10 protein-coding genes are annotated in these 13,610 nt (G+C 34.2%); 3 read left to right on the forward strand and 7 right to left on the reverse strand.

What is annotated here, in order from left to right:
* Positions 1 to 46: 46 nt before the first annotated feature.
* Positions 47 to 499: a thioredoxin-dependent thiol peroxidase gene (gene bcp, locus D778_RS12140; protein WP_007651142.1), complete on the reverse strand. Its 453-nt coding sequence runs from the start codon at positions 497 to 499 to the stop codon at positions 47 to 49.
* 42 nt (positions 500 to 541) lie between these two features.
* On the opposite strand from bcp, the gene D778_RS12145 reads away from it, so the two are divergent.
* Positions 542 to 1,201 carry an endonuclease III domain-containing protein gene (locus D778_RS12145; RefSeq protein ID WP_007651144.1) on the forward strand — a complete coding sequence of 220 codons (660 nt, stop codon included), beginning with the start codon at positions 542 to 544 and terminating at the stop codon, positions 1,199 to 1,201.
* 300 nt (positions 1,202 to 1,501) lie between these two features.
* Here the strand turns inward: D778_RS12145 and D778_RS12150 are convergent, their stop codons facing one another.
* A complete protein-coding gene (locus tag D778_RS12150) occupies positions 1,502 to 2,086 on the reverse strand; it encodes an RNA polymerase sigma factor (protein ID WP_007651147.1) in 585 nt (194 codons plus the stop codon).
* A 237-nt stretch (positions 2,087 to 2,323) separates the two neighbouring features.
* On the opposite strand from D778_RS12150, the gene uvrA reads away from it, so the two are divergent.
* Positions 2,324 to 5,107 carry an excinuclease ABC subunit UvrA gene (gene uvrA, locus D778_RS12155; protein ID WP_007651149.1) on the forward strand — a complete coding sequence of 928 codons (2,784 nt, stop codon included), beginning with the start codon at positions 2,324 to 2,326 and terminating at the stop codon, positions 5,105 to 5,107.
* Here the strand turns inward: uvrA and D778_RS12160 are convergent.
* Both D778_RS12160 and def read right to left on the reverse strand, forming a co-directional pair.
* Positions 5,104 to 6,171, reverse strand: a complete 1,068-nt coding sequence (locus D778_RS12160; RefSeq protein WP_007651151.1) for a DUF3667 domain-containing protein — start codon at positions 6,169 to 6,171, stop codon at positions 5,104 to 5,106. The genes uvrA and D778_RS12160 overlap by 4 nt on opposite strands.
* A gap of 69 nt (positions 6,172 to 6,240) precedes the next feature.
* On the reverse strand, positions 6,241 to 6,864 hold the full coding sequence (gene def / locus D778_RS12165) for a peptide deformylase (protein WP_007651153.1): 624 nt from the start codon (positions 6,862 to 6,864) through the stop codon (positions 6,241 to 6,243).
* A gap of 381 nt (positions 6,865 to 7,245) precedes the next feature.
* Between def and D778_RS14255 the strand changes: the two genes are divergently transcribed.
* The gene (locus D778_RS14255) at positions 7,246 to 8,316 is read left to right on the forward strand and encodes a hypothetical protein (protein ID WP_155949955.1); all 1,071 of its coding nucleotides are present in this window, start codon (positions 7,246 to 7,248) and stop codon (positions 8,314 to 8,316) included.
* 76 nt (positions 8,317 to 8,392) lie between these two features.
* Here the strand turns inward: D778_RS14255 and D778_RS12175 are convergent, their stop codons facing one another.
* The 3 genes from D778_RS12175 to D778_RS12185 are packed head-to-tail and all read right to left on the reverse strand — an operon-like array spanning position 8,393 to position 13,603.
* The gene (locus D778_RS12175; RefSeq protein ID WP_007651156.1) at positions 8,393 to 9,862 is read right to left on the reverse strand and encodes a lipopolysaccharide biosynthesis protein; all 1,470 of its coding nucleotides are present in this window, start codon (positions 9,860 to 9,862) and stop codon (positions 8,393 to 8,395) included.
* The gene (locus D778_RS12180) at positions 9,853 to 11,142 is read right to left on the reverse strand and encodes a glycosyltransferase family 4 protein (protein WP_007651158.1); all 1,290 of its coding nucleotides are present in this window, start codon (positions 11,140 to 11,142) and stop codon (positions 9,853 to 9,855) included. The genes D778_RS12175 and D778_RS12180 overlap by 10 nt, the downstream gene beginning before the upstream one ends.
* 31 nt (positions 11,143 to 11,173) lie before the next feature.
* Positions 11,174 to 13,603 carry a YfhO family protein gene (locus D778_RS12185; RefSeq protein WP_007651160.1) on the reverse strand — a complete coding sequence of 810 codons (2,430 nt, stop codon included), beginning with the start codon at positions 13,601 to 13,603 and terminating at the stop codon, positions 11,174 to 11,176.
* Positions 13,604 to 13,610: the final 7 nt, after the last annotated feature.

The following is a 13,610-nucleotide window of genomic DNA, read 5'->3' on the forward strand; positions in this document are numbered from 1 at the left end:
CAACATAAATCATAAAAAAAAAGCGACCTGTAACGGTCGCTTTTTTTTATTTTAATATTTGATCAGAATGTGTTTTGGTCTTTACTTTTAAAATAACATCGTCAATTATACCTTCTTCATCAATAACAAAAGTGGTTCTATGGATCCCGTCGTATTCCTTACCCATAAACTTTTTTGGACCCCAAACTCCGTAAGCCTCTATCACTTTTTTATCTTCATCTGCCAATAAGGGATAAGGAAAGTTATATTTATTTTTAAAATTGCTTTGTCTTTTTTCGCTATCGGCACTTACACCCAAAATGTCGTATCCTGCTTTTTGAAATTTAGCATAATTATCGCTTAAATTACATGCTTCTGCTGTACAGCCAGGTGTGCTAGCTTTAGGGTAAAAAAACAAGACTAATTTTTTTCCTTTGTAATCATTCAATGAAATGCTGTTGCCATCTTGGTCTTTGGCAGTAAAATTTGGTGCTTTATCTCCAGGTTTTAAATTTGTCATAGTATCTTTGTTTAGATTTCAATTTTTGTAAAAATACAACTTATGACCAAGCAAGAAAAGGTAGATTATGTTATAAATAAGTTAAACGAGTTATATCCAACCATTCCTGTGCCTTTAAACCATAAAGACCCTTACACCTTACTCATAGCTGTACTGTTATCTGCACAAAGCACAGATGTACGTGTCAATCAAATTACTCCCTTATTATTTGAAAAAGCCGATAATCCCTATGATATGGTAAAATTAACCGTAGAAGAGATTAGAGAAATTATAAAACCTGTAGGTTTATCTCCCATGAAAAGCAAAGGCATACATGGACTTTCTAAAATACTTATTGAAAAACATGATGGGAAAGTTCCTAAAACTTATAAGGAGCTTGAAGAATTACCTGCTGTTGGACATAAAACAGCTGCTGTTGTTTTATCGCAAGCATTTGGTATCCCAGCCTTTCCGGTAGATACACATATACATAGATTAATGTATCGTTGGGGATTTACAAATGGTAAAAATGTGGTTCAAACAGAAAAAGATGCCAAGCGCTTGTTTCCCAAAGAACTATGGAACGATTTACATCTCCAAATAATTTGGTATGGACGAGAGTATTCTCCGGCAAGAGGTTGGGATTTAAACAAGGACATCATTACCAGAACCATAGGAAGAAAAAGTGTTTTAAAAGCACACCCACAGTATGTGGCTAACTAACTTTGTTTTGAATCCTGATATTATAAAATCCATACTATTTTATGAACATATTAAAAACAAAAAAGTCCTAACGACTAATTAGGACTTTTTCAAAGTTTAGTTGAGAAGTGCTTCAAACTTCATCTTATTACAATTTATAACACTTAAAGCCTTCGAATAATTAAGAAGAAACTGTATGGTTTCCTCTTTTGGGTTCAAATCAATTTGCTTTTGGGGATTTTTTTGAGAGTAAAGTTTTGCCATTAAATATGTTTTATGGGTTTATTTACAATCCTAACGCAGCAAATTTATTTTTATTGTTTAATTGGTTAAAATTATATTATGTTTATCTATTATTTTTCTCATGTTAATTAACGCGTAACGCATTCTCCCTAAGGCAGTATTGATACTTACACCTGTTTTATCGGAAATTTCCTTAAAGCTCATATCTTTGTACATACGCATCATCAAAACCTCCTTTTGGTCTTCTGGCAACTCCTCAATGACTTTTCTAATATCAGATTCCACTTGATCTTTTATAATACTTCGTTCGGCATCCAAGGTGCTGTCGCTCAACACAGAAAAAATATTAAAATCTCCAGTATTGCTAAATTTGGGCATACGTGTGTTTTTTCTAAAATGGTCTATCACCAAATTATGGGCAATGCGCATAACCCAAGGCAAAAATTTACCTTCTTCGTTATATTTCCCTTTTTTTAAGGTTCTTATAACTTTAATAAAGGTGTCCTGAAAAATATCTTCGGCCACATCTTTATCATAAACTTTGGAATAAATAAAGCTGTAAATACGTTGCTTGTGCCTATTAATTAAAACCTCTAGAGCAGGTTCCTCTCCTTGGATGTAGTTACTAACCAAAGTAGCATCAGTGATAAGTTCGTTTTGCATAATCATTACTTTAAACATAAAGAAGCCCTTTATGTCTGGGGTTTAAACTATTTTAAAAGTAATATTATGCTATAGGCTAGACGTGTGATTATAAGTTTAGTAAGTCCCAAATATAACAACAATCATTTGTATTTTGCAAATAAAATTTTATTATTTCTAAAAAAATATTCGATAAGGAACAATTTTTTAGGCTGATTTACTTATAGTATCTTTGCAAAATTATTGCTATAACTATTTATGACAACCGATATTTCCCAAGTAAATCCAAAAGAAAACATCATTATTAAAGGTGCCAGTCTGCACAATTTAAAACATGTAGATGTAATAATCCCCAGAAACAAATTGGTGGTTATAACTGGTTTATCCGGTTCTGGAAAATCCAGTTTGGCTTTCGATACGCTTTACGCTGAAGGACAACGCAGATATGTGGAAAGCTTATCCAGTTATGCACGACAGTTTTTAGGAAGGCTCAATAAGCCTAAAGTGGATTATATAAAAGGTATAGCGCCAGCCATTGCCATAGAACAAAAAGTAAATTCCACCAATCCACGTTCTACCGTTGGAACTTCCACCGAAATCTACGATTATTTAAAATTACTTTTCGCACGAATTGGCAAAACCTATTCGCCAAAATCCGGAAGGGAAGTTAAAAAAGATACGGTTTCCGATGTTTTAAATTTTATTAAAACCTACAACGAACGCGAAAAACTACTTCTCCTTGCTCCTATTCATCTTGAAAAAGGACGAACCATGGAAGACAAGATTAAAGTATTACAGCAACAAGGCTATGCCAGAATAAAAATTGGAAATGAGGTTGTAAGAATTGAAGAAGTCGATACCATCTCCAAGCAAGACACTGTTTTTTTAGTAGTGGACAGGATTATTACAAAAACCGAAGAAGATTTTTACAACCGATTGGCAGATGCCATACAAACAGCCTTTTTTGAAGGAAAAGGCGAATGTTATGTGGAATCTTTAAAAGACAACAAACAACATTTTTTTAGTAATAAGTTTGAATTGGATGGTTTGGATTTTTTGGAACCAAACGTACATTTGTTCAGTTTTAACAATCCATATGGTGCCTGTCCCAAATGCGAAGGTTATGGAGACATTATCGGGATTGATGAGGATTTAGTTGTTCCCAACACAGCCTTATCTGTTTATGAAAATGCCATATTTCCTTGGCGTGGCGAAAGCATGAGTTGGTATCGAGACCAATTGGTGAACAATTCGCATAAGTTCGATTTTCCGATACACAAACCTTATTTTCAGCTAACTGAAGAACAAAAACAGCTTATTTGGGATGGCAACAGCTATTTTGAAGGTCTAAACAGCTTTTTTGCTGAACTTGAAGCCAAGGCCTATAAAATACAAAACCGTGTCATGTTGTCTCGCTACAGAGGAAAAACCAAATGCAAGACATGTAAGGGAAAACGTTTAAGACCAGAGGTGGAATACATAAAAATTGGTGGAGCTACCATTACCGATTTGGTAGATTTGCCTCTTAACAAATTAACGGATTTCTTTAACAAACTGGAATTAAACGATTACGATTTAAAAATAGCTGAACGCTTGCTTAAAGAAATCAATAACCGTTTGTTGTTTTTAGAAAATGTTGGTTTAAATTATCTTACATTAAACCGAAAATCAAACAGCCTTTCTGGTGGTGAGAGCCAGCGTATAAACTTAGCCACATCGCTTGGTAGCAGTTTGGTTGGCTCCATGTATATTCTTGACGAACCAAGTATTGGCTTGCATCCTAAAGACACCGAAAGATTGATTGGCGTTTTAAAATCGCTTAGAAATCTTGGGAACACAGTAATTGTTGTGGAACACGATGAAGACATTATGAAGGAAGCCGATGAAATTATTGATATTGGTCCAGAAGCAGGAACCTTTGGTGGTGAAGTTGTTGCAGCTGGAACCTATCAAGATATTTTGGCATCCAATTCTTTAACAGCCCAATATTTAAATGGCAAACTAGAAATCGAAGTTCCTGAAAAACGTAGGACCTCCAAATATCATGTGGATATTTTGGGTGCTAGGGAAAACAACTTAAAAAACATTGATGTTACCATTCCTCTTGGCATGTTAACCGTTATTACTGGTGTATCAGGAAGTGGCAAAAGTACTTTGGTTAAAAAAATAGTATATCCTGCATTACAAAAAAAACTTACCGATTTTGGTGATAAACTTGGACAGTTTTCAGAATTGACTGGAAATTTCAGCAATATCAAACAGATTGAATTTGTAGACCAAAATCCCATTGGTCGTTCGTCAAGATCAAATCCTGTGACTTATATCAAGGCCTACGACGATATTAGAGCACTTTTTGCCAATCAAAAATTAAGCAAAATTAGAAATTTTCAAGCCAAGCATTTTTCATTCAATGTAGATGGTGGACGTTGTGAAACCTGTAAAGGCGAAGGTGAAGTAACCATAGAGATGCAGTTTATGGCAGATGTACATTTAACTTGTGAAACTTGCAACGGCAAACGTTTTAAAAAGGAAGTGTTGGAAGTTACATTTAAAGACAAATCCATAGACGATGTCTTAAACTTGACCATTGATGATGCCATTGCCTTTTTTGAAAAACATGAGCAAACAAAAATACACACCAAACTGCAACCTTTACAAGACGTTGGTTTGGGCTACGTAACTTTGGGGCAAAGCTCTTCTACCCTTTCTGGTGGTGAAGCACAACGTATTAAATTGGCATCGTTTTTAGGCAAAGGATCCAAAAGTGACAATGCCTTGTTTATTTTTGATGAACCTACAACCGGATTACACTTTCACGATATACAAAAACTCTTAAAATCTTTTAATGCCTTGATTGATAAAGGGCATTCCATCTTAGTGGTAGAACATAATCTGGAATTGATAAAATGTGCAGACCACATTATCGACCTAGGACCTGAAGGTGGCGAAAATGGAGGTTATTTGGTGGCTTCGGGAACACCTGAAGAAATTGTGGCTAACAATGAATCTATTACTGGCAAGTATTTAAAAGAAAAACTCTAATAAAACATAAAAGCAAAAAAGACCACAGCTATGGCTACTAAAAATAGTATAGGGAAAAACATCATTGTTATCATGCTTCCTTTAAAAAAACTTTTAATCCAACTTTGCTGATAAAATCGTTTTAAGGCCATGATGAAATAAATAAATATTGAAAATACCAAAATGGTGTCTATCCAATCTGGAATATCTTTTATCAAGTTAATACCAACAAGAATGCTAAAAACCGTAAATATAAAGGCAAAAAAGTAAAAGCTAAACACCAATTGGTGCGCATAACGACCACTTTTTCTGTAAAATAGTTTTAACAGCAAAGCAAACAGAGGCAATACAAAAAACATGGCAATGGGAACCGTATCATAAAAAGTTTGAAGGATGCTTCCTCCTTGTTTGGACTTCAGAAACTTGAGCCATTGTGCGTACAAACGCTTTTTAAAAGCACTATCCGTTTCTTGCATTCCCATGGATTTTAATATTTCTTTATCTGGTGCATTGATTTTTATCAAAGAATCTGTTTCTGCAGAACCAAGACTGATATTGTTTTTTTGGTTGCTGAAATCTTCACCATTAACCAAAGAATCTATTTGTTGTTCTGTCATACCAGAATAAATGGACATTTTTTGAAGTGTGGCACGAGCTTTCTCCCTATCCAACGAATCCCTGGTTATTTTTGCTTGGACTTCTTCATCTGTTAAGTCCTTTTTGTTTGTATTTTCCTCAAAAACTTCTGAAAGACCTTTATCTATTTTCCTAGCTTGTTCATTGGCATTAAAGGAAAATAAAAAGAAAAATACAATAGCTATAAACAAATACATTTGTGCTGGATGCAAATACAGTAACCTTTTACCTTCCACAAACTTTCTAGCCAAAAAACCAGGTTTGAGCATTAAGGGAATGAAACTTTTAAAAAAACGAGCATCGAAAGAAAAGTAATTGCTTATGGTGTTATAAAACAACACACCTAGAGTTAACTCGTGGTTTTGCTTTTGTCCACAATGTGGACAATAAGAAAAATCGTTGTCAAATGGGTTTTCACAATTTTTGCATGTGGTTTGGTTAGCTGACATGGATTCTTAATGTTTATTATAAAAGTATGAAAAGTGTTATTTTAAAAACAAATTTCTAATTGGAATCTTTTATTTCTTTTCCAAATGGTCCAAGTATAAAATCCCGTTTAAATGATCTATTTCATGCTGAAAAATTACTGCTGTAAAACCTTCAACCGTTTCAGTATGCTTTTTGTTCTCCATGCTATCATAGGTTATTTCAATGGAGTAAGCTCTACTGTTTAAGGTTTCAGTTCTATTAGGAATGGACAAACAACCTTCGGTGAATGTTTGTTTTTGTTCAGAATATAAGATGATTTTAGGATTTAAATACACTTCAAACGGAAATTCCTCTTTATCAAACCTTTGAACCCAAATAATATTCTTTAAAATTCCCACTTGTGGTGCTGCAATTCCAACCCCTAAAGACACGCTGTCCCTAACAGTTCTATATAATCTATTTACAAAATTTTGTAAAACAGGATCCTTGGGGTTTGCATGAACTGGAGAACTTTTTGTTCTTAAAAGAAGGGAGTCTTGTTTGGAGTCAATTTTAAATACTCGCATAGGAACTGAACTATCTGCTTGCATGATAAGGGCTCGCTCTTCTTTTGAAAACGAGAAACCGTCTTCTGGCCCAAGGTTTTTGGTTCCTGAACAAGTGCATATAAGCAGAATTAAAGCACACAATATCAAATATTTTAAGGGTTTCATTATCTCTATTTTACGACATTTTAATTTCTTTCAAAAAGCAAAAGTTTAGCATCTTTTGTCCAACGTGTTTATCTGGATCCATCTATCCATGGTACTGTGTTACATTCGTCATTTTTGATACTGGAATCCATAAGAAAAAATGCAAAATTGATTGTAACGGTTATAGCATGTTTTAATTTTTCCAGTTTCAAATATAAAGAGCACTAATTTAAACATAATATTTTGAGTGGTCTCAATGCAAGGTGTTTTGAACTTGAATAATAAAATACAACTAACAACATGTTGTTTTCTAGAGTTTTATAAAGATAGATGGATTTGTTAACATTTTTTGGCATGTTGTTTGTATTATACTTGACACGTTTCAAATTAAATCTAACAATTATGAAAAAATTTATGTTTTTAATAACAGCTTTGGTTCTAGGAGGACTGACTGTTAGCGCAACTAATACCAACAAACCAAACCAAATAGATAATACAACAACTTTGAGAGGTTATGGTAATTCTTTCATATTTGTTGAAAATGGCATTGAATTTTCGGTGTTTCCTGATGGTCAATTTGATTTTTACATGCCATCTTACGGTCCAAAAGTCAATGTATATGCACCAGGTATAAGCATCAGTTTCAATTCTGGATATGATTACAATCCATTTTTACAATACGATGAATTTGGAGCCATCATCCAAGTGGAACACGTTCCTATTTATTATGATTTTTATGGTCGTGTAAGTCAAATTGGCAATGTATTTATAACATATAATGGTTTTGGGTATGTATCTAGAATTGGAGGCCTTTACATTCACTACAATTCTTATAGAAAATTTTCGCATTACACAGGCTACATCAATGTATTTAACCCATATTATGTTTATAGACCTTGGCACAATTATTACAGAGTTCCAGCTTATAACCATTGTGTGGTTTACCACAGACCATACAGAAAATATTACAACCCTGTAAGATACACCTATTATAAGCCTTATGTCAATAATTACAGACGTACAACTGCTGTAGCAAGCAGAAGAGGCCAAAACATTACCAGAAGAAGTGAGTTGGCCACAAGACCAAATCATGCAAATAGCATACCTAGACGTGATCTTGGGGCTCAGTCTCCAAAAGCAAACACACAGACAGGTATAAAACCTAGAAGACAAAATACCGTTAGTCCTAGAGAAAATTCCATAACTAGTACACCTAGACCAAGGAATCAAGTGGCTACAAAACCTAGACAAGCTTCCAAACCAATAAAAACACGTAAGGATGCTCAAATTGTAAAGCCTAGGACCAACAATCAAGTTGTTACCAAACCTAGAACACAAAGCAGAAATTTAAAAACAAGACCTGTGGTAAAAAATAATAAGATTGAAAGAAAACCAAAGTCGTCAAACAATCGTACATATAATAAAGCACAAAAAAACAGACAAGTCGCTTCAAATACAAGAAGCAAAAGATAATTAGTTTTTGGTTGGTTAGTTTGGAAAGTCCTGCAACCCGTTTGCCTCAAAGCAACGTTGTGGGATTTTCCTTTTTTTAAGAAGTATGCTTGTTTTTTCTGAAAATTTTATTCAACAGTATGGAAATGTCATCAGACAAATGCAATGCATAAACCACAAAGCCGTAAAACATGGATATGAGCAAGCTTTTAAGAGCTATGTTTAAAACGGGATGAAACTTAAAATCCCAAAAATAAAAGACACCCAAACAAACTAAAAGAAGTAAAACAACCTTAATGGTATTTGCCGAAAAAGGCAATATCTTAAATTTATAATACACAAAAAGGATTTTTGAGATGTTATAGATTAAAATAGCAATAAAAGTTGCAAATGCAGCTCCATTAATACCATATAAAGGAATAAAAACCATGTTTAAAACTATGGTTAAAACAGCCAGAAAAACACCCAAAACCAAGACCATTCTATAATAATCGCTATTAAAAAGTATGGCGTTGTTGTTTCCCAATAAACTGTCTGACAACTTTGTTAAACCAATAATAAAAACAACGATCAAACCATCAACATAACTCTCATTGATGAGTTTGTAAAGCTCATTGATGTTCAAAATAATCATTAAAAAAATAAATCCACTGATGATAAATAAGGTCAAAGAACTTTTCTGATAAAGAATTTTTAGATCTATTTTGTTTTTCTCGTTTAAAAGTTTGGCTGTTAAAGGGTTTACAATTTGATACATTGAGCGATAAGGTACACCAATAACTGTAGCAATGTAAATGGCAACACCATAGTAAGCCACATTTTCAATGGCTTCGTAGCGATTGATCATGAATTTATCAATTTCCAATATCACATTGGCCACAGAGCCTGCCACAATAATTAAGGTCGTATATTTTAAAATTCTTGAAACATTGGGAATCCTTTCAAATTTTAATTTAGGCAATCTTAGACTAAAAGCATACAGTTTCATGATAAGCATTCGTAATGCATAAACGCCCACCACACTGTAAATAAACTGATTTACACTAAGGTAACCAGCATGAAGCATTAAAAGCAATAAGGTTGTACATAGTCTATGAAATACTTCTTTCATGAAATTGCCAAAAACCGTTTGCATTTGCACCTTGGACCAGGCATAAAACACTTCAAAATAGGCAAAAGTAATGGCCGCAATATAAATAAGCCAGACATAGTCTACCACAATTTTATTATCTGCAGCCAACCAACTACTAATATAAGAAAATGCAAAATGTCCAATAAGACCAAAAGGAATAATAACAAGCAAAGGCAAAAACAACATAAGGGTTAAAAAGCTGTTTTGTGATTGTTTGGTTTTAAAAGAAGAATAAAACTTTACAATGGTATTGTGCACTCCAAAAGCCATTAAAGGCATCATAATGTTGGCTGTGGAAAGCAAATAACTTACCAACCCAAAATATTCATCGCTTAAAAAGGAAGTATATAAAAACAAGACATTAATGGCGCCAATACCAAAACCAAGGTAAGTAACAATTGTGTTTTTAATGGATTGGTTGACAACTACTCCCATAAAATCAATTTAGATAAAGATTCCGTTAGGTTTTTTCTACTATATTTTTGCAAGCCAATGGCATGTGCTTGCAGTGTACCTTCTTGAAACGCTCCATAATACTTTATAAGTGTTTTTTTAAGGGCTTCATGGTCGTGATAATTAAAATATACTCCTGTATTGGTTTCCTTAATCAGGGTTTCAATATCCGATGCTTCGGGACCCAAGGCTAAAATTGGTCTGTTTGATATCATGTACTCAAACAATTTTCCTGGAATAATGCATTTGGTTTCTTCAGAATCCACTTCAATCAACAATAATATTTGAGATTTTTTTTGAAACTCAATTGCCTTATTATGTGTAACATAGCTATGATTATATACATAATTACTTAAACCAAAAGAATCTATGGATGCAAGCACATCTTCACTAACAGAACCAACAAAATGCAATTGTAGGTCTTTGGCAAAATCCTTGTTTTCATCAACAAGTTCTTTTAAAACTTGCCATAAAACCTTTGGATTTCGTTTAGCCAACAACGAACCTATATGAGCCAAACTAAAAAATGTATCCAAAGATGGGTTGGAAACAGTATGTGTATCGTAGCCGTTGGTGATAACAGCAATAGGCTTGCTGGTAACCTGTTCAAATTCCTTTTTGGTAACACTACTGGTTACAATAATCTGATTGGCAGATTGCAGCACTTTCTTCTCTAAGGCTTTGTGCTTTTGTTTAGCAAACTTGGTCAGTTTTAATTGCTTGTGGTAACCAATGGTTGTCCAAGGGTCCCTAAAATCTGCAATCCACTTTACTCCTGCTCTTTTCTGTAGTTCCATGCCAATAAGGTGCAAACTATGTGGAGGTCCAGAGGTAATAACTGTTTGTATGTGATAATCGTCTATATATGTATCCAAATATTGAACCGAAGGTCTTACCCATTTTTTTCTGGCATCTGGAATAAAAAAGTTCCCTCTTATAAAAAGCATGAGCTTCTCTATAGGTGATTGTCTTTTTTCTTTGGGAATAATCCCTTTGCTGATGGTTTTAGTTTTGCTTTTGGACAAAAACCCTGCAAATTTATATGGCTCCTTTATAGGCTGCTTTAAAACAGTAATCCCTTCTGAAACTTCAGATAAAAGTGTTTCATCAATTATTGGATAACTAGGGTTTGATGGCACATACACAATGGGTTCAATGCCAAACTCAGGCAAGTATTTAACAAACTTTAGCCAACGTTGTACGCCAGGACCACCAGCAGGTGGCCAATAGTAAGCGATGATAAGAACCTTGGTTTTAGTCATGTTTATTGAAAAGCCAACTAAGGATTAAAAATCAATCTGTGTTTTTAAAATTATAAAATAAGCCACCTATAAGCAACAGAACAAAAATTATGGAACTAGCCAAAGCAATTCGGCTACCGGTTTTTACAACTTCTGGTTCAAATTTGAATTCTATTACGTGTTCTCCTGCCGGAACGTTCATCCCTCTCAACACATAATTTACACGCGAATATGGTGTTAATTGACCATCTACATAGGCATTCCAACCTTCTTTATAATATATTTCGGAAAACACTGCAAAGCCATCTACGGCACTTTTGGATTTGTATTTAATATAATTGGGCTCATATACTTCCACAGTAATGGTTGCTGTGGTATCAATCATGATGTCGTCTTTCAAAAAAGAGGCATAACCATTTTCGGCCATCATTACCGCTTCTTTTTTAGTATCCAAGCTGTCCAGGGCCAAAATTTCTTCGTTTGCTGAATTTACCAGTTTAATGTTTTCCACAAACCAAGCATTGCCATTGGCATCCGGATTGGTATAGGGAAATGGATTTCCTTCTTCATCTTCAGCAATAATATATTTGGTGTTCAACATGTTTAACACATTGATATTGTTTTTGGAAATATAAAAATCGTACAATTCATTATAACGTTTTAATTTGGCTGCATGATAACCCGTTAAAGAGTTGTAAAAATAGGAAGCTTTGGCTGGAGCTCTGGAAACTAAATCGTAAACCCTAAAATGTTCTGGGTCTTGCATAATGGCTTTATCAACCTCTGTAGCTTGATAAGGCTTATTCATTTTAATGGATGGCACAAAATCATCGTTGTTTACATAGCGTCTGTCCACGCCTACCAAATCAATTACTATCAACACAGCAAAAGCCATGATTACTTTTGTTTCTGAAAGTTTCTTTTTCAAAAACAAATAAATGGTTCCAGCAGAAAGCAACACCAAAACAAGGGTTCTTAAGGTGTCTTCCGTAAAAAAGGTTTTCCTGTCAGCAATTAGTGCATCCATGAATTGTTGACCGAAATTCTGACGATAATAACCATCACTTCCTCCTACAAAATTGAAAAGGGAGGATTTAAACAACAGGAATACCACAGCCAAACCAGCCGTTATAATTATTGTAAATTTTAAAGCTTTTAACTTTTCTTCGTCTTTATTAAAATCATTGAATAACCTTACTAGTCCAAAGATGGCCAAAACTGGAATACACAACTCCAAAATAACTTGAATGGAACTTACTGCTCTAAATTTATTGTAAAGTGGCACATAATCTATAAAAAAGTCTGTTATAAATTTAAAAGGCTGACTGTCTCCATAAGACAATATCAAGGACATCAAACTGCCACCAACCAGCCACCATTTTAAACGGCCTTTTACCAAAAAAAGGGCAAAAACAAAAAGGAAAATCACCACAGCTCCAATATAAGCTGGAGCTTCCACTATGGTTTGATCTCCCCAATATGTTGGTGTTTGTTTGGCATATTCCCTGGCTTCCAAAGGAGGCACTCCTTGTTTTAAAAAGAATTGATAGGACTCAGAATCTTTACCCACATCTTCATGGCTCCCTCCTCCCATAAACCTTGGAATAAAAAGGTTAAAAGTTTCCAAAATACCATAACTATATTCTGTAATATAATCTCTATCCAATCCAGAAGTCACTTCTTTTGGGGAACCATCTGGATTAATGGTTAACTCACTCTGACCCCTAGTACTTTCCTTGGCATATTCCTGTGTTGCCAAAAACCCTGTAGCATTCAAACCAACAGCTAAAACCACTGCAAACACCAAAATTCCAACAGATTTAAAATAGTGAGGTAATTCCTGTTTTTTATAAGCATCTATAATATAGGCTATCCCTAACACAAGCACCAACAACATTAAATAATAGGTCATTTGTGGATGATTGGCTACCAGTTCCAGTGCCAAAGCCAGTGTAGTAAGCAAAAAGCCAATGATATAATGTTTCCTAAAAGTCAATAAAATACCACTTAATACCAACGGCATATAAGCAATGGCATGTGCTTTACTGTTATGGCCAACACCAAGAATAATAATAAGGTAGGTGGAAAACCCAAAAGCTAGTGCGCCAAGTGCAGCTAGTTTTAAATCTACTTTTAAAACCAATAATAAAATATAAAAACCAATAAAATAAAGAAAAAGATAATCGGCTGGTCTTGGCAAAAACCTCAAGGCGAGGTCAAGTTTTTTAATATAATTATTGGGATATTGGGCACCTAATTGGTAAGTTGGCATGCCACCAAAAGCACTGTTGGTCCAATACGTTTCCTCTCCAGTTGCTTGTTTAAAGTCTTTTTGCTGTTTGGACATACCAATATAATGGACAATGTCGCTTTGAAAAATAGATTTTCCTTGAAGTACAGGACTGAAATAAGCTAAAGAAATAATTACAAACCCTAATAAAATAAGGATGTGAGGAAAACATTTTTTAATTGAAATAGGCATGAAATAT

This window comes from Xanthomarina gelatinilytica (genome assembly GCF_000348685.1).
Taxonomy (GTDB): Bacteria; Bacteroidota; Bacteroidia; order Flavobacteriales; family Flavobacteriaceae; genus Xanthomarina; species Xanthomarina gelatinilytica.